This window comes from Sphingobacterium sp. MYb388, assembly GCF_037479535.1.
Classification (GTDB): domain Bacteria; phylum Bacteroidota; class Bacteroidia; order Sphingobacteriales; family Sphingobacteriaceae; genus Sphingobacterium; species Sphingobacterium anhuiense.
Genome location: NZ_JBBGYV010000002.1, coordinates 903733 through 921240, shown reverse-complemented (window position 1 = coordinate 921240; position 17508 = coordinate 903733). Strand labels below are relative to the sequence as shown.

Below are 17508 nucleotides of genomic sequence, written 5' to 3'. Positions count from 1 at the left end.
TATTAACAATCATTAAATTCTCGTATTTTCACTTATCATACAAAATAATCGAGGCAGTAAATTTGAAACGATAGTTACCTCTTAAATATTTCTTTTTTTGCGACATAGAAAGTATCAATAGCAGTAGTATTGGGCAAGTATGCAGTGTTAATGGTAATGTTAGTCCCTTTTCTATAATCTGTAATAAAGGTTTTTGCAGCTTCAACATCTGTTACTTTCAATATTCTATTTTCTCCATTAGTATCGATGTATTCCACTAGAGTAAAAATAGCAGTCGGATCAACACTAACCCAATCAATTGTCAACACTCCAGTATTGTCATCATAAACTGTCGTCCCCCTATTATAGCCTCTATTAATCAAACCATCTGCATAATTATTTCCATAAACGATACCACTCACATTAACAGGTACAGAACTATTACCTTTTGCATCAAACGTTCTTACTTCAAAACTTATACCTCCTTCATTCAAATTATTCAAAAACAACTCTACAGTGTCAATACCTGTAGATCGAACGATGTCCTTTTCTATTGAACTTTCTTTTCCATTCCAAAAAACCTTATACTTAACAATCTTTGGATCTGATGTAAAAAGCCCCCATAATAACACTCTTTTATTACCCGAAAACACCCGTGCAGAATCCAATATTCCAGGATAATAAATTTCCTTACCTCCTTGGAATGATTTATAATCATCCATTTTTCTACAAGAGGTAAACCAGGCAATTGCCATAATACTCAATATAATATTTCTTTTCATTGATTTATGTTATTTGCTTCCGTAAACTTCAATTTGTGTACCCATAATCGAGAAAGTATTTTCCCAATTTTTAAGATTTTTTATTCGAATATATCTAAATGGAGGTAATCCAGGTTCAAACTCCGTACTCCAGCCCTGCTCTGCATACGCCTTATCTTCAGCAGTTTCCTGACCTGAAGGAAGTCCAGAAGGTTTAACAATGGTATTTAAGGCCAATAACGTCCAATTGTCAAAACTCCCATTGGATGAGGGATTATTTGTTCCCCAAACTTCAAATGTTTTCATACAAGCTCTTCTGTAAAAATTAGTTCCATCTTCAGTTCTAGGGAAGTATATCAATCTACTTAAGGCTTTAGTAACGCCCAAATCAATTGTAATAGTTTGCGGTGTACTTGCAGATTCTGTAGTAAATATACAAGGCCACCGAGCCCCAGTGTAATTACCATCCCACAAATACCTCACAAATGTCCCATACGCTAGGGCCGCATCTCCAGGTAACGGAAACTCAGCAAATTTAGTTCTATCCAACTTGGCCTCGCTATAAGGTGTTATATTTTTATAAACCGTATCAGTAAAATTTCCAAATTTATCCGAAACTGTAAATCCAAAATTGGTTTCGATAGCTTCTTGTCCACGTAATGTTATATTACCCGATGAAGTTTGAGTATAGATTTTTTCTAAACTTTTTATTTGTCCTTGACTTTCCTTAATAATTGGAATAATAACAACAGGTGCTCGATCTTTATTTTCAAATTTTATATTCGGTCCTCCAAAACCTGGTATAATAGCTAAACTTTCAAAAACACGTTGAATAGGTGATTTTAATGGTTTAATGGTCACTTTTACCGGATCAGACTTAATCTCACTACGACTAACAGCATATAAAGTGATCAGATGTTCATTAGTAGAATGAAAACCATCAACCAATAATTGATTCGTATAAAAAGTACTGATTGCTTCTCTCTTTACTCCAGGACGAATTTCATATTCTGCTTTAATATAGAGTAAATCTTCCGAAGAGGGTAAGGTGTAAGTCAACAAAGCAGCCCCACTTTTATTTTCTACTTTTATATTGGTCACCACATCTGGTTTTGCAGTATTATTTTCTATAGGAGCATTTAAAATATCGCTCTGGCAGCCATTCAGCATCATCAATCCTAAATTGATGATGCTGGTGAAAAATATATTTTTAATCTTTTTCATATTATTATAGAATTACCAACCTGGATTTTGCACTAGATTTTCGTTAACTAATAAGTTGTCTTCAGCAATCGGCCATAAATAATCACGAGGAGCGACAAAACGCTGGCTATAAAATGTCAAAACACGGTAGTATAAAGAAGGTGAACTTTGTGATATATCCCATCCTTGCACATTCCCATTTGTTTCTAAAGAAGCTGTTTTCCATCTTCTAACATCCCAAAATCGACTACCTTCCAATGCTAGTTCGATTCCTCGCTCTTGTCTAATGATTTGTCGCAGTCCTTCTTTATTTTGATACTTAGTGGGATTATTAGAATAATTGCTCCAACTTTCTTCGATACTCTTCAAACCTGATCTAGATCTGATTCGGTTTAAATAGGTATACACTTCATCGCTCGGTCCAGACAATTCATTTAGTGCCTCAGCATAAAGTAAATACAAATCTGCCAATCGCATATTAGGCCATGGATAACGTTCATAACTGATACCATTATCAGCACTCCACATAAACTTCCAGTTAATTAATTTTTTACAAAAAAATCCCGATGGAGGAAGGGGTGTTCCAGAGCTCGGACCTCCTAATCTGGACTGTATATTAAAGGTATTTTCATCGGTTCGAGTCAAGCTTCCTTCCTGGTACCAAATGCTGCCGTCGAATGCTAGTGTTGCATAAAAACGATTCTCACGATCAAAGTTCCAACGTGAAGATTGATAATTCAATAGATTATTAAAGCGTTCCTTATTAACTCCTGTACGCAATTCTCCCTTGTCTGCAAATTGCAAGGTTTTATCCTCGGCAATAGGAATCCCATTAGCAGTATAAAACAGATCTGCTAATTTCATTGTTGCTCCCACATCTGCAATTGCACCATTACTACTACCATAACGACCATCAAAATGTCCCACAGTAACCGCTTGTGTATAATTTGTATTGGAATTAGAATTACCCCAGATTAATTCTGAATTTTGCCATTTTTGACTTACAGCATTTCGTAGACCCATCTGATAAGTTGTTGTATCACTTAACTTAAACAGTTCCGAATTAAATTTGTGCAATTTTATTCCAGCTGTTTCACTGATTAAAATTGCTTCTTTACAAGCTTGAACGGCTTTTTCCCATTTGCTCGCGTCATAATCAGCTCTTATCAGCTGCTGACCCTTTTTGTCTTTAAAACTAGTATAATCTGAATTTCCATTAAACAATGGACTCGCTGCTAAGATTAAAACTTTAGCTTTTAACATCAATGCTGCAGGTCTTGTTATCCGCCCCAGTTCATTTACGGTATTAGCAATTGCTATGGGTAGATTAGGCACAGCCAAATCAATGTAATTAACAATAAAGTTTGTTACACTATCTATTGGCATACGACTAAGTTTCATCGTTTCGATCGGCTGATCAATCTCAGGACTTACTTCCATGATGGGAATTGGTCCATAAGCACGCATCAAAATAAAATGATAATAAGCTTTCAAAAATTGTCCCTCAGCTATCCATCTATTTCGTTCATCTAGGTTTATATCGGGCACCTTACTCATATCTTGCATATTTTTTATAAAAATATTACAATCACGTATCGCTTGAAATAAAGGAACACCACCATTCTTTCCATCCCAATTGTTAAAATAAGGATCCACTACGTTTTGATTTCCTCTAGGTAGGTTTGCCGCTAAACTATTAGATCGACTAACTAAAGGCGCGACCATCTCATCGCTTCCTAAAAAAGCCGGATTCGATGCAGTACTTCCCTCATCAGGGATATAAGAGTAACAAGTAAATAAGTACTTTTCTGCTTCACTCCTAAGTGCAAAAGCATTTTCTACTCGAGGTAAATTATCAGGTGCAACATTTAAATATTTTGTGCATCCTGAAATAATCATGATACACATTAAAATCATTACTGACACAAACACTCGCTTGTACTGCATTTTTATATTTAAATTATTTTTCATATCAAATACGTCTATAAGATGACTTTTATTCCAAAATTATACACACGCTGTAAAGGATAACCAAGCCCATTGCCAGCCATTTCGACATCCCAAATCTTAAAACTGCTCATGGTCAATAGGTTTAAAGCACTCCCATATAATCGAAGATTAGATAAACCGATTCTTTTAGCTATTCGTTCCGAGAAATTGTATCCCAATTCAACTTGTTTTAGTCTTAAAAAATCACCACGACGTAACCACCAAGTAGAACTTTGAACATTATTTTGTATCACTTCACTACTTAGACGTGGCCAAAATGCATAAGGATCACGATTATCTTCACTCCAGTGATTTTGAGCAATAACATCTAATAGTCCAGATTGTGAACCACCTACCGTTACAAAAGGAGATATCCCCAATACATCACCTGCATCATTTCGATTAGAGTTGGCATTGATCATAAAAGAAGATCTGCCTGATCCTTGGAAGAAAAAGCTAAAATCAAATTGCTTAACTCCAAAAGACCCGCCAAATCCATAAATGATTTCGGGTACAGTCGGAAGCCCAATAGGAACTATATCAAGATTACTAATTTTACCATCACCATTGATATCACGATATTTGATGTCCCCAGCACCGTATAAACCAAAACTTTGTGTCGGAGAATTTCTAACTTCAACTTCATCGGTAAACAATCGCTCTGCAATCAAACCATAAATTTGATTAACAGGTTTATTAAGACGATCTAAATGAGTTAAACCATCAGGATACATCGGCTGCTCATTGAAAATCAAATTACTAGTTGCGTAAGTGAGATTGCCCATTAGTTTCATCCAAAAATCAGTTCCAAAATAGCGTGTAAAACTAATATTTGCATCTATTCCTTTACTGCTTGCTTTTCCAATATTTGCTCTTGCAGGAGCTTGAAGACCCACTAACGTTGGTATATTAGTCCTCGTCAGGAGGATACTTGAACGCTCCTGCTTGTATGCCTCAATGGTCAAATCGAAGTCTTTAAAAAGTGTTGCTTCTATTCCTATGTTACTTTGCTCAGACTCTTCCCAAGAAATTTCACTATTCGCATATCGAGAGGTACTTATACCCGGTCGAAAATATCCATAATTTTCTCCAAATGTATATCCCTTCTCTCCTGCATTAAGACTAACTTCTGATAAATAAAAGAAACGATCGGCATCCTCACCAATTTGATCGTTACCTATTTTACCATAACTAGCACGAAGTTTTAAGTTATTGATGATTCTTGAATCTGCTAAAAATTTCTCTTTACTGATGATCCATGCACCACTGATTGCAGGAAAGAATCCAAATCGCTTACGATCTGAAAACCTTTCAGATCCATTATATCCGAAAGAAAATTCTGCGGTATATTTATCCTTAAATGAATAATTAGTTTGTGCCATTAAGTTCAGATTTCGCTTTGGAAGTGATAACTGTAAGGAATTTGCATTACCATTAAGGGATGATCGAATCGTACTGATAACCCGGCCTCCAATGGTATGCTTATCTTTAAACGTTCTTCTATAATCAAGCACACCTTCGCCATAAATAATCGTTGAGACATTTTTAGCACCAGGTTCATAAGTTAAATACTCGGTAGGCGGCTGCCCAATCTGAGGTTGTCCCGGTGTGGTTTGATTTAATAAGCTAAGGATATTCTCTCCACCAATTTGTCTGAGTTGATAAAAGAATGGACTATATCCTCTTGCTAAAGTAAAATCAGCATCGCGTTGTGTGTAAGCCATCACCCTGGCGCTAAGTCCTTCAGTGAGCTTTTCTAGACCTTGAAAAATTTCAATTTTCGGAATTAATTGCGACCTATTAAACTGCTGGAAACCTGACACTGAAGTCGCAAATGGATTTGTATATAAAGTGTTTGTCGAATTAGGTGTTAATGCACTACCAAATAATGGGTGTTGGGCATACGGTAAAAAACTTTGATCATAAAGAACTGGAAAAGCTACCGGATTCGCAGAATTTGCAAGCGTAAATATTCTTGCACCTCCTCCCCTTGGTGAATTATTAGAATCAAATACTCCCCTAACACTTATCGTTGCTTTTGTAGTATTTGTAAAGTTGATTGTGATATTGGATAGTAGTGAGTAGGCCTGTGTTTTAACATTACTTTTAAAGTTATTTAACTTAGCTTCTTTTAACAAACCATTATTTTCATCATATGTGAAACTAACAAAATACATCGCTTTTTCATTTCCACCTCTCACGTCTAAATTAGCAGCAAAATTGTGTGTATAATCTTTTATAAGCAAGTCCATCCAATCATTATTAGGATACAATAAAGGATCTTTACCTGCGGCTGTATTTTCAATTTTATTAGGATCATAAGGCGGAGCTCCTAAAATATCTCTGGTTAACACGGCCTCATTTGCTAAACGCATATAGGTAATATTATCAGCTAACTTGTAACTTTTTGTATTCCCAGAAATTCTATTTTCCAATCGAAAGTTAATTTTTGTTTTTCCTAATTCACCATTCTTTGTCGTCAATAACAATACCCCATTCGCACCTCTAGAACCGTATAAGGCAGTTGCGGCAGCATCTTTCAGAACTGAAAAATTTTCAATATTATCTGGATTTAGACGTGCAAGATCTGTAGGAGTACTTTCTATACCATCAATATAGATTAAAGGATCTTGCTTACCTGCACCAAATGTTCCAACTCCTCTAATAAAAAAGTTAGCATTGTCTTGACCTGGTTCCCCAGACCGTTGAAAGGCAATGATACCTGGTACTTTTCCAGCCAAGGCGGTCGTCAAATTGCTGCTCGGCCCCTTCAAATCTTGCGCTCGGATTGAAACAACAGATCCTGTAATTGAAGTTTTTTTAGCTTTTCCAAATGCCACAACAGTCACTTCATCCATAGCTGTTGCATCACTTTTTTCAAGTATAATGTTAAAATCTGTCGTCTCTCCAACAGCTATTTCTTTAGTTGTAAAACCTACATATGAAAATCTCAACTTAGCCAGTTTGGGGTCTGTCACCTTTATTGTAAAGGCCCCCTGTGCATTTGTGATGACTGTTACCTTTTGTCCGATCACAGAAACAGTAACTCCTTGTAATGTTTCATTTAAATCGCTTTTCACGGTACCACTAATACTCAAAGTTTCTTGAGGAAAAACTTTAAATACTAATAGAATATAGAAATACAAGAGTAGTACTCTCTTCATAATTTTAAATTTATAAGTTAATTGATTTGGTTTTAATTATTGGTTTATTTAATTATCATAATTCACTTACCACGATTTATTCATTTACCCCCTTTCTTTTTATAATTTGTGTATAATATTATTACCAATCCCTTTAGTTCCTACTCTTCACACTGAAACAAATCAGCTATCTTCATTTTGTTCAAAACAACCTTGCATAAAAAAAAAAAACACAACAAGATAAAAATCAAATAATTAAAGATTAATATTTACAAAAAAGCATTATTTACGAAGACGTTTAAGATGTAGATTTATGCTAGTTCATTTATAATATAGATGCATCCAAGAATAGAGCTAATCGTATTTTTCATCAGATAGGAGGAGAAGCGCATGTTAATTTTACTAGAAATAAGAGAACACTAAAACTGGCATATAGTCTCCAAGTACCTTTAATGGCATGAAGTATTAAAAGTGAAAATAAATTGGTCAGTCTGTATGGATACATATTTGTAATCTCATAATTGGTTTAAACAAAGATGTTTATTACAAAAATGAAATACTCAAACTTTACTAGCCACATTACATACTATATTACCCCTTATTGAAAAATGAGATATAACACCATATGAAATACTATTAAAATGAAAGAAAAAAACCTAAAGTTGTAGAATTTAACATTAGATTAATGTGAAGCATGAAGCAAAAAAAATGACTCCAAGGGAAATTCGCTTCTAGATTCAATGGCATTACTGTGAGGCAAATAGACTAATAATTCGAACTTTTGTCAATCGAATCTCAATATTGGCACATTGATGAAGAAGGGATAACCTTTAAAAAAGGTTTCTATTTACCCCCACTATTACGATTAGGTTTATCAGAATTATACTGAAAAAAATTTACGAGCAAACCGATCCTCATCCAGTAAGACTGGAATCCTATTAAATAAGAATCGGATATTTAGCCATACTTACATGTTAATCCCTAGAAGTTAACTCCTGTAAAATCGCTTTCGAAGCTTGTTGAATGATGCCGACATCTACCGAATAAGAAATATAATTGACACCTAATTGGATCCACGATTTAGCATCTTTCAAGTTATCCGTAAATACACCGGTTGCTAATCCCTTTGTCCGACATTTATCAATAATAACTTTCATCTTTTCCAGTACCAAAGGATGGTTGATCTGACCGCTCACACCCAAAGCCTGAGACAGATCATAGGGACCTATAAAAATTACATCAACACCTTCCACTTCAATAATTTCATCCACATTTTGAATGGCCTCAGTCCCTTCCAGTTGCAAAATCAAATAGTTATCATTTGCAGATTTAAAGTACTCAAATCGGTCTGTATTGGAATACGCGGCGGCACGTACAAAACGGCAAACCCCACGCATACCCAATGGTGCAAATTTAGCATACTGAACAGCTTGCTTTGCTTCAGAAGCATTTGTGATCTGTGGAACTTGCACTCCCCTTGCACCAATATCTAGTGCTTTTCCAATCTCCGTTGGGCCATTTTCAGCAACACGGATAATAGGAAACGTATTTGATATCTCAGCCGCTCGAACCAAATTTTGCGCGTTTAAAACATCATTAGGTCCATGTTCCAAATCAATGATTATAAAATCAAAACCCGCATATCCCATCGCTTCAATCATCCCCGCATCAGAGGTCTTAGAAAATGGTCCGATCACCACTTCCTTATTTTTCAATTTCTCTTTAAAACTCATAATCTTATTTGCTATAAACTACCATTCGGCTATTGAACCATCCTCATTTCTCCATATTGGATTATGCCAGTCATGACCAATCAAGCTCATCTTTTTAACATAATCTTCATCAACCGTGATACCTAATCCGGGACCACTTGGTATCTTTACCATCCCTCTTTCATATGAAAAAACCTCACTATTCGAGACATAGTCGAGAAGATCGTTAGAAGTGTTGTAATGAATACCTAGACTCTGCTCCTGTATCGCAGCATTGTGAGCCACAGCATCCAATTGCAGACAGGCAGCAAGTGCTATAGGTCCTAGAGGACAATGAGGAGCCACTGCCACATCATAAGCCTCCGCCATAGACGCAATTTTACGGCATTCCGTAATCCCTCCAGCATGAGAAAGGTCAGGCTGGATAATATCAACAGCTCTACTCTCCAATACCCGCTTAAAATCCCAGCGTGAAAAAAGTCTCTCTCCTAGTGCAATAGGAATATGGGTCAATTTTGCCAATTGCTCTATGCCTTCCATATTTTCAGAAAGCAGTGGCTCTTCAATAAATATAGGATTGTACTCTTCCAATTTTTTAACCAATATCTTAGCCATTGGTTTGTGTACCCGACCATGAAAATCAATTCCGACATTGATCTGATGACCAAAGCGCTCTCTTATCAAAGCCATCCGCTCCAAAAGCGCATCGATTTCAGCATAAGAATCCAAATAGCGCATTCTATTGGTGCCATTTATTTTTATAGTTCGAAAACCGAGATCAACCACCTTTTGAATTTCCTCCAAAATAACCTGTGGTTCGTCGCCACCTACCCATGAGTAAACTTCAATCTCGGTACGGCATTTCCCTCCCAACAATTCATAAATTGGTGCATTATAAAATTTACCTTTAATATCCCAAAGTGCTTGATCTATGCCTGCTATTGCACTCATGAGAATAGGTCCCCCACGGTAAAACCCACCTCGATACATCATATTCCAGTGGTCTTCAATATCCATCGGATTTTTACCGATAAGTGTATCCATAAGCTCACGCACTGCGGCACTTACAGTATCTGCCTTACCTTCTAAAACAGGTTCACCCCAGCCGATTATCCCTTCGTCTGTGACGATTTTTAAAAACAACCATCTCGGTGGTACTTTAAAAAGCTCGTATGCTATTATTTTCATACATTAAAATTTATCCGCATGATAAAGACCAGCAGTCAATCCTCCATCAACCATAAATTCACCTCCTGTTATATTAGAACTTGCTTCGCCAGCTAAAAACGCAACCATATGAGCAATATCTAATGGTGTCGAAATTTTACCAGTTGCATGCAATTTAACAACATCAGCCTCGACTTGTGATGGGTTATCCTTATCAGCCAACCAGTTTTGATAGTGGTATGTATCCGTAAACCCTGGACATACACAGTTAACCCTGATTCCATATTTCCCGAGACTTAGCGCCATACTTCTTGTCATGGCATTGACCCCGCCTTTAGCTGCTGCATACATTTCTGTATCGGGCAAAGTTCTGAAAGCATGATTAGAAGATATGTTAATAATTGATCCATGGCTAGCGTGCTTTATCATACTCTGGGCAACATACTTAGTACACAAAAATACACCTCTCAAATCCGTATTAATAACACGATCCCAGTCCTCTATTGTAGCCTCCAAAATTGATTTAAACAACGTAATACCCGCATTGTTGATCAATATATCGATCGATCCAAAAAATTGTTCTGTCTTTGCAATCATATTGATCACACTCTCTTCAGAACAAACATCAGTTTGTACAGCATAAGCCTGATAACCTTTATCAGTCAGTTTTTTTTGTAGATCTTCACCTTCCTGATTGTTAATGGTAGCGATGACGACTTTAGCACCACATGCAGCGAAGTATGTTGCAATACCCTCTCCAATACCTTTCCCTGCCCCCGTGACGATGACGACTTTATCTTTTACTTCGTTCATTAAAATAATGTGTGCTTGTTTATTAATATTTATATAATTCTTTAGCGTCTGAAGGCTAAATACATTTTCAACTCATGGAGTTTAAATTTTCACCAATTAAAACATCTCAATGATGTTAGACCCGATTATTTTTAGTTTCTGGCACATAAAGCCACAGGAATAAGAAATAGATCGCACATAAACCACCGAATATGGTAAATGTCTGAAATGTGGTCAATGTGGCAATCATGACTGGAAAAACATAAGTAATTCCGAAACATGCAACCCACAAAAAGGCAGAAGCAATGGACATGGCCTGTTCTCTTATTCTTAATGGAAAAATTTCAGCAATAATAACCCAGGTAACCGGTGCCAATGTCGCCGCATATGTTCCTATAAAAAGAAGAACAAGTACACTTACAAATTTTTGAGGAATGAAATCACCTTGGAAAGAAAGCCCAATCAAGAGCAATAAAATTGCCATGGTACCTGCACCTATCATCATCAGTTTTTTTCGTCCAACTTTATCGACTGTTCGAATAGCAACCAATGTGAACAACAGATTGACCGAACCAATCAAAATCTGTATTAACAATTGATTTTCAACGTCCATACCAACTTTTTCAAAAATAATTGGTGCATAAAACAAGACCGCATTAGCGCCCGATATTTGCTGAAAAACAGCGATTACGATAGCTATCAGTAACAAAAAAGAATGTGGTTTTTGAAAGATGGAGCGATAGATCGCGCCGATAGAATCTTTTCCCTTCGTATTTTGACTCTGTAAATATTCCAGCTCATTAACCAATTCCTTCTCATCTACGGTATTTTCAAGAATACGTTTACCTTCGGCAAGTCTACCCTTATAAATCAGCCATTTTGGACTCTCCGGAAAGAAAAATGATGCGATCAAAAAAGCGGTTGCAGGAATTGCACCACTTATAAACATCCATCGCCAATTCCCTTCTATTCCTGAAAGAAAATAATTGGACAGATATGCCAACAAAATTCCAATTACAATAGCCATCTGATTTAAGGAAACCATTTTACCACGGATCTTCTGCGGACTTATTTCCGCAATATAAAGTGGTGACAGAATAGAAGCTCCGCCGACACTAAACCCCGCCACAATACGCCAAAAGATAATACTATCAACGGTATTGGCTATTCCCATGAAAATAGATGATACAATAAAAATGAGGGATACTAGAATTAAAGAAGGCTTTCTTCCTAATCGCTGTGCGATTCTTCCAAAAGCCATAGCCCCAAAGATACAACCAACGTACAAACAACTTGCCACCCAGCCCAACTGATCAGGTTCAAGGTTAAAATGTGGCACAATAAAAGGTATAGTCCCCGAAAAGATGGCAATATCAAAGCCAAACAGCAGGCCTCCTAAAGAGGCAATCAAACTATATAATAATACCTTACTTTCTCTAGCATTCATAAACTTGGTTTTAGAATGACTAAATTAGAAAGAGATACAAACTTAAGGATGTATAATTCGTGTGAATTAATGGATTATATTCTCATCCAATTTAACACTGTTACGATAGTGAGAAGGCGATACACCCATATGATCTTTAAAAAGTCTTGAAAAATAATATTGATCCTCAAAACCGAGATCGAATGAAATCTCCGATATCCTACTATCCGAAAACTGCAACATATAACAGGCTTTCTGTACTTTAAGGTGATTTAGATATTCAATCGGAGAATAACCAGTACGCATTTTAAAGAGCTTTGAAAAATGTGAAACAGAAAGATTACTATTAGCAGCAATATCTTTTAAACTAATTTTTGTGCTAAAATTAGTTTTAAGGTATAAGATGGAGCTATTTATAATATCCCCTTTATTCTCCAGTTGCCAATTACTAGAAATCTCACGATGAAGATATCCACTTAAAAAATAAGGTAAAGTCATCGTTAGACATTCCATAATCTCACGACCATATCCTTTTAAAAGTAATGTGTACATCTTCTCAAAAATAGATTTCATTTCTTCTCCAAAGACAAATGAATTTTTGTTAAGCAAAACATTCTTATATATACCATCCACAATATCTCCGGCATTTCTACCATTAAAATGTATCCAGTAAATTGTCCATGGATTATTATGATCCGCTTGGTAGGTATGTGCAGTATTGGCCGGAATTAAAATATATTCATTCGCCTGGATATGGTATAAGTCGTTGCCAATAGAAACTTCTCCTCTCCCATCCACGCAATGGATCAGAATATGTTGCATACATCCTTCTTCTCGTTGGCGATAATGAAACCTTGCTTTTGGAAAATAACCAATATCTGTAATGTAAAAATTACCAGAAATTTTTTCCAAACTATTCTGTTTAACAACAATTGGGGGAACGACAACGCACACCTCGCCATCAAAGCCATCTTTTTTATTTTCAAATTTCTTCATTTCAAATTTATAAAAGAAAATAATCCATGTAAATGAAAATTTACGCTATCTATTCATGTTAAACCAACATTATCTTTGGTAAAGCAAAACGATTATAAGCATATTACCAAAGGTAACAATAATCCCTAATAAATACACCTTTATAACTAGGGCCCCTATTATGATGAAAATATAGATTTAAGCGCTTCAAAATTGCATATTGAAGATTTGAAAATTATTCATAAAATAGCTTGTACCTCTAGTTTAAATTGTAAAGACATGTTATAACCATCGAAAACAATCCGACTAATTATGACTAAAAAAATTTCTATTTCTGAAGGATTTAAAGGAGAAGAAGCGATAGCATTACCATTGGATATTCTACAAATGCAGAAACTGCTACCAGCTAAAAAAAATCTATTTATTACCCATATTGGCTATTATCCTGAAGCTAGGTATCATCTTAGAAACAGAGATCAGGGATGCAACGAACATATTCTCATCTATTGTTCGGAGGGTATGGGATGGGTAACACATGAAAATAGAACAGTACATTTATCAGCGGATACCTATTACCTTATACCTGCAGGCGAGGCACATAGCTACGGAAGTAGAGATAGCAATCCATGGAGCATCTATTGGTTACATTTCAAAGGAGAAGATAGTGGATTAGTTCAATCCTTAAAAGGTAAACCACTTGCATTAAAAAATACAGGTCCACAGAGTAAAAAACACAGCCTGGATCTTTTTCATAATATTTATGAAAATTTGAAATTTGGTTATCATGCAGAGACATTGGATTATATTAGTTTTACACTTCTTTACTTCTTAGCATCCTTAAAGTATCAAGAGCAATATCTTCGTAATAGTCGTCTGAATAGCGAAAATATCATGAATAAGTGCATTGCAATTATGAAAGAAAATTTAGAAAAAAAGCTAACACTTCAGGAATTATCTAACTTGATAGGTTATTCGTCTTCACATCTTACACGACTTTTTACAGAAAAGATGAATAGCTCACCAATGACATATTATAATCGGATCCGACTCGAACAAGCATGTCAATATCTAAAATATTCATCCTATAAAATAAAAGAAATCGCTTTTAAGTTAGGGTATTTTGATCCTTATCATTTTTCAAGAAGTTTTAACAAAGAAATGGGCATTACTCCCAAAATTTATCGTCAGCAATACTACATACCGACCGAGCAAATCAATCAATAAGCATTGATTGATAAAACGAAATACAACTTATCACACTTTCATAGAGTATGATAAGTCGCATTCATTTTTTATTATGAAATTTTATAATGAAACACCGAACCACTATTAGGGTATTTCAAAAGTTGCTGTTCGTCTAGTCCTACTTTTGCCGTTGAAATAAACAAATCTTGATTATTAGATCCGCCAAAAACACAAGAAGTAACATGGGGTGCATCAACATATATTCTATCTAAAAGCTTTCCTGTATTTATATCCCAACAGTATACGCCGTACCCTCCCCAATGGGCAACCCACAAGTTTCCATCAGGACCTATACACATACCATCCGGAGAACCGTATTCCGATGGAATTTTAACCAACACATCATAATGAGCAGTTTCATTAGTATCTTTTGTAAAATCATACCGACGTATTTCATTAGTAAAAGTATCAATAAAATAAGTATAGGGTAATTTCCCGCTCCATACAATTCCATTAGGTATAGAGACCGCATCAAGCATGACATGCAGTTTTTGATCTTTATAACAATATAACTTTCCACGCCCAGAAATGGCATCCATATGCATTGTTCCGATCCAAAAATTACCGTCCGGATCCAGACCACCATCGTTTGTTCGGATCTGACCATTCTCGTGTGGAATATCAATAATAGGTTTTACTATATTTGTAGCTTCTTCCCAAGATGCCAACATCCCCTGCATACCTAAGATAAAACCGTGACGATCATTCAATACAATTTTACTGACATAGTCATCCAAATTCCAGATACTCGTCTGTTCACCACCAAACTTATGTTTATAAATTTGTTTACCTAAGATGTCAACCCAATAGATACTAGCATTACGCTTATCCCATAAAATACTTTCTCCTAATTGACAGGTTGATTTGACCAATAATTGTGCATTTTTCATTAGAATATAATTATGTTTGAGTTTACTAAACTCAGTTTATCACTTAGATGGTGTTATCTTAAATCCGATTAAACGTAAAAGGATTGGATCAGATGAGTAAAACTACCATCTTATCCAATCCTTTACCATATACTAAAATATCATAAAGATGTATAATCTTATGCATTCCAACCGTTCCCTTAGTCTTGCATCAAAGCACTTCTGCCACCATCAATAAGGTAGGTCGTTCCATTCGCAAACGCTGCATAATCGCTCGCTAAAAACACACACCAAGCACCGATTTCCTCAGGGGTTCCTAAACGTTTCACAGGATGAAGCGCAACGGTAGAAGCTCTTGCTTTGTCCGCATCATCGAAAGAATCAAACCATTTTTGATTTCCAGGTGTATCAATAAAACCAGGAGCAATACCTACAGTACGAATATGAGGAGCCCATTCAATAGCCATGGCCTTCACCATAGCCAATAACCCTGCTTTAGCTACATTGTATGGAAAACAACCTTTCATAGAAGAATAAGCATGATTAGATGTCATGATAATAAAAACACCTTGATCAGCTTGATCTAGTAATGGTTTCATTTTTTTTCCCACCTGCCAGTGTGATTCAAGATTAAGATGTTGATTGAGATCCCATTTTTCCTGATCACAGTTTTCAACAGTATCAAACACATTCATTCCTGCATTAGAAACGACCACATCAAGTTTTCCATAACTTTGAACCAACTCATCTGCGAACAGTTGAATCTCTATAGCCTTGGTTAAATCCACCTGATAATAAATTGCATCATCAGTATAGACCTTCATCTGTTGTCGATAGTATTGTACCTGCACTCCATCAGCAGGTTGCTCTGCGCATACAATAACGCGAGCTCCGGCTTGAGCAAATAGGATAGAAGTACCAAGTCCAATACCAGATATCCCTCCCGTGACTAATACAGTCTTCCCTTTTAAATCAATTGATAATGCCATCGTAACTATTAAACGTAAAATCCAGGTCTTGGTTCTAATATTCCTGGATGTTTTTCCATTTCCTCTTCTACCAGATCCACTCCCAGTCCAGGTCTGTCACTTAAAGATAGAACACCATTTTGAACCATATCCGCAATTGGATGATCGATAACAGTATCTCTCCAAGCAACATCGTTAAACATAAATTCCTGTCTAAAGAAGTTAGGAACAGAAGCACATACATGTGCGCTTGCCAATGTCGACAAAGGTCCATTTGGATTGTGTGGCGCTAACAAAACATTATAAGCCTCCATCATCGTTGCCATACGCTTCATTTCGGATGGTCCTCCACAACGGGTAATATCGGGCATCATAATATCACAGATATTTTTTTCTAAAACAGGTCGGATACCATGTCTTGTATAGTGACGTTCACCGACACAAATAGATACGTTTGAAGGAATCCGTTCACGCATAGCTCGTAAAGTATCCGCACTTTCCGGACCTGCAGGTTCTTCATACCAGGTAATATCTAATGCTGATAGACGTTGTGCCATCTTCACTGCAACCCGATAATTCAACATCGCATGTGTCTCGATCATAATATCAAAATCAGGACCAACGGCATCACGTACAGCTTTACTCACATTAAATGCTAAATCCTGTTGCTCCGAAGTCAAGGTTAAATTAGGAGCAAGATCTTCTCCATATAAATAATTAGTATGCGCAAATGGATCAAATTTAAGGCCGGTAAAACCAACTTCTTTTACTTTAAGCGCTTGTGCGGCATAATCTTCGCCATTATGTCCACCACCAGTGAACCAATAATTAGCATAAAGCAAAATATCTTTACGGAAAGCGCCTCCCAACAATTCGTAACAAGGCACTCCTAACACTTTAGCTTTTAAATCCAAGAGCGCCATATCTATTCCACTGATGGCACACATACTAGCACCGTAGGGACCAACCCAATTTAAATCGCGGTAGAGCTTTGTCCATATAAAGTCAGTCCGCATCGGATCTAAACCGATTATACGCTGACCTACATGTTTTGCTGCTTCAAACACCAAAGGACTTCCTGGCCAATTTGTTGCTTCCCCAACACCAGTATGACCTGTATCCGTATAAATTTTTAATAGTGTCCAGTTGTATTTTACTCCCTCTACCAACCAGACTTTTACATCAACTATTTTCATTTGAATATATTATTTATGAGTCTATTTTTTTCAACGACATCCTCAGCTCGTTACACTTTTCTTAATTTTTAAGAACTATAAAA

Annotated in this window: 13 protein-coding genes; 1 reads left to right on the top strand and 12 read right to left on the bottom strand. The window is 36.2% G+C overall.

Annotated elements, in window-relative coordinates; genetic code table 11:
- Positions 1-74 precede the first annotated feature (74 nt).
- From WH188_RS09705 to WH188_RS09665, 9 genes are all read right to left on the bottom strand, one after another.
- On the bottom strand, positions 75-761 hold the full coding sequence (locus tag WH188_RS09705) for a DUF4998 domain-containing protein (RefSeq protein ID WP_168127416.1): 687 nt from the start codon (positions 759-761) through the stop codon (positions 75-77).
- A gap of 9 nt (positions 762-770) precedes the next feature.
- Entirely contained in the window at positions 771-1964 is a 1194-nt protein-coding gene (locus WH188_RS09700) for a DUF5000 domain-containing lipoprotein (RefSeq protein ID WP_168127415.1), read from the bottom strand.
- A gap of 12 nt (positions 1965-1976) precedes the next feature.
- Entirely contained in the window at positions 1977-3914 is a 1938-nt protein-coding gene (locus WH188_RS09695) for a RagB/SusD family nutrient uptake outer membrane protein (RefSeq protein ID WP_206368474.1), read from the bottom strand.
- 11 nt (positions 3915-3925) lie between these two features.
- Complete coding sequence (locus WH188_RS09690) at positions 3926-7096, bottom strand: SusC/RagA family TonB-linked outer membrane protein (protein ID WP_168127414.1); 3171 nt, start codon at positions 7094-7096, stop codon at positions 3926-3928.
- 953 nt (positions 7097-8049) lie between these two features.
- Complete coding sequence (locus tag WH188_RS09685) at positions 8050-8808, bottom strand: HpcH/HpaI aldolase family protein (protein WP_168127413.1); 759 nt, start codon at positions 8806-8808, stop codon at positions 8050-8052.
- A gap of 18 nt (positions 8809-8826) precedes the next feature.
- On the bottom strand, positions 8827-9975 hold the full coding sequence (gene dgoD / locus WH188_RS09680) for a galactonate dehydratase (RefSeq protein ID WP_168127412.1): 1149 nt from the start codon (positions 9973-9975) through the stop codon (positions 8827-8829).
- A 3-nt stretch (positions 9976-9978) separates the two neighbouring features.
- The gene (locus WH188_RS09675; protein WP_132842080.1) at positions 9979-10767 is read right to left on the bottom strand and encodes an SDR family NAD(P)-dependent oxidoreductase; all 789 of its coding nucleotides are present in this window, start codon (positions 10765-10767) and stop codon (positions 9979-9981) included.
- A 115-nt stretch (positions 10768-10882) separates the two neighbouring features.
- Positions 10883-12193 carry a sugar porter family MFS transporter gene (locus WH188_RS09670; RefSeq protein ID WP_132842078.1) on the bottom strand — a complete coding sequence of 437 codons (1311 nt, stop codon included), beginning with the start codon at positions 12191-12193 and terminating at the stop codon, positions 10883-10885.
- A 66-nt stretch (positions 12194-12259) separates the two neighbouring features.
- Complete coding sequence (locus tag WH188_RS09665) at positions 12260-13168, bottom strand: AraC family transcriptional regulator (protein ID WP_168127411.1); 909 nt, start codon at positions 13166-13168, stop codon at positions 12260-12262.
- Positions 13169-13459: 291 nt separating this feature from the next.
- Here WH188_RS09665 and WH188_RS09660 point away from each other — a divergent pair, with 291 nt between their 5' ends.
- On the top strand, positions 13460-14371 hold the full coding sequence (locus WH188_RS09660) for an AraC family transcriptional regulator (RefSeq protein ID WP_168127410.1): 912 nt from the start codon (positions 13460-13462) through the stop codon (positions 14369-14371).
- Positions 14372-14442: 71 nt separating this feature from the next.
- Here WH188_RS09660 and WH188_RS09655 read toward each other — a convergent pair whose 3' ends face one another.
- The 3 genes from WH188_RS09655 to WH188_RS09645 form a co-directional block, all read right to left on the bottom strand.
- Complete coding sequence (locus tag WH188_RS09655; protein WP_168127409.1) at positions 14443-15282, bottom strand: SMP-30/gluconolactonase/LRE family protein; 840 nt, start codon at positions 15280-15282, stop codon at positions 14443-14445.
- A gap of 179 nt (positions 15283-15461) precedes the next feature.
- Positions 15462-16250 carry an SDR family NAD(P)-dependent oxidoreductase gene (locus WH188_RS09650; protein WP_132842074.1) on the bottom strand — a complete coding sequence of 263 codons (789 nt, stop codon included), beginning with the start codon at positions 16248-16250 and terminating at the stop codon, positions 15462-15464.
- 8 nt (positions 16251-16258) lie between these two features.
- Positions 16259-17425 carry a mandelate racemase/muconate lactonizing enzyme family protein gene (locus tag WH188_RS09645; RefSeq protein WP_168127408.1) on the bottom strand — a complete coding sequence of 389 codons (1167 nt, stop codon included), beginning with the start codon at positions 17423-17425 and terminating at the stop codon, positions 16259-16261.
- Between the last annotated feature and the right edge of the window lie 83 nt (positions 17426-17508).

Excerpts from the sequence above, each read along its gene's own strand:
- WH188_RS09705 (WP_168127416.1), bottom strand. The coding sequence starts at position 761 with ATGAAAAGAAATATTATATTGAGTATTATGGCAATTGCCTGGTTTACC.
- WH188_RS09700 (WP_168127415.1), bottom strand. The coding sequence starts at position 1,964 with ATGAAAAAGATTAAAAATATATTTTTCACCAGCATCATCAATTTAGGA.
- WH188_RS09695 (WP_206368474.1), bottom strand. The coding sequence starts at position 3,914 with ATGAAAAATAATTTAAATATAAAAATGCAGTACAAGCGAGTGTTTGTG.
- WH188_RS09690 (WP_168127414.1), bottom strand. The coding sequence starts at position 7,096 with ATGAAGAGAGTACTACTCTTGTATTTCTATATTCTATTAGTATTTAAA.
- WH188_RS09685 (WP_168127413.1), bottom strand. The coding sequence starts at position 8,808 with ATGAGTTTTAAAGAGAAATTGAAAAATAAGGAAGTGGTGATCGGACCA.
- dgoD (WP_168127412.1), bottom strand. The coding sequence starts at position 9,975 with ATGAAAATAATAGCATACGAGCTTTTTAAAGTACCACCGAGATGGTTG.
- WH188_RS09675 (WP_132842080.1), bottom strand. The coding sequence starts at position 10,767 with ATGAACGAAGTAAAAGATAAAGTCGTCATCGTCACGGGGGCAGGGAAA.
- WH188_RS09670 (WP_132842078.1), bottom strand. The coding sequence starts at position 12,193 with ATGAATGCTAGAGAAAGTAAGGTATTATTATATAGTTTGATTGCCTCT.
- WH188_RS09665 (WP_168127411.1), bottom strand. The coding sequence starts at position 13,168 with ATGAAGAAATTTGAAAATAAAAAAGATGGCTTTGATGGCGAGGTGTGC.
- WH188_RS09660 (WP_168127410.1), top strand. The coding sequence starts at position 13,460 with ATGACTAAAAAAATTTCTATTTCTGAAGGATTTAAAGGAGAAGAAGCG.
- WH188_RS09655 (WP_168127409.1), bottom strand. The coding sequence starts at position 15,282 with ATGAAAAATGCACAATTATTGGTCAAATCAACCTGTCAATTAGGAGAA.
- WH188_RS09650 (WP_132842074.1), bottom strand. The coding sequence starts at position 16,250 with ATGGCATTATCAATTGATTTAAAAGGGAAGACTGTATTAGTCACGGGA.
- WH188_RS09645 (WP_168127408.1), bottom strand. The coding sequence starts at position 17,425 with ATGAAAATAGTTGATGTAAAAGTCTGGTTGGTAGAGGGAGTAAAATAC.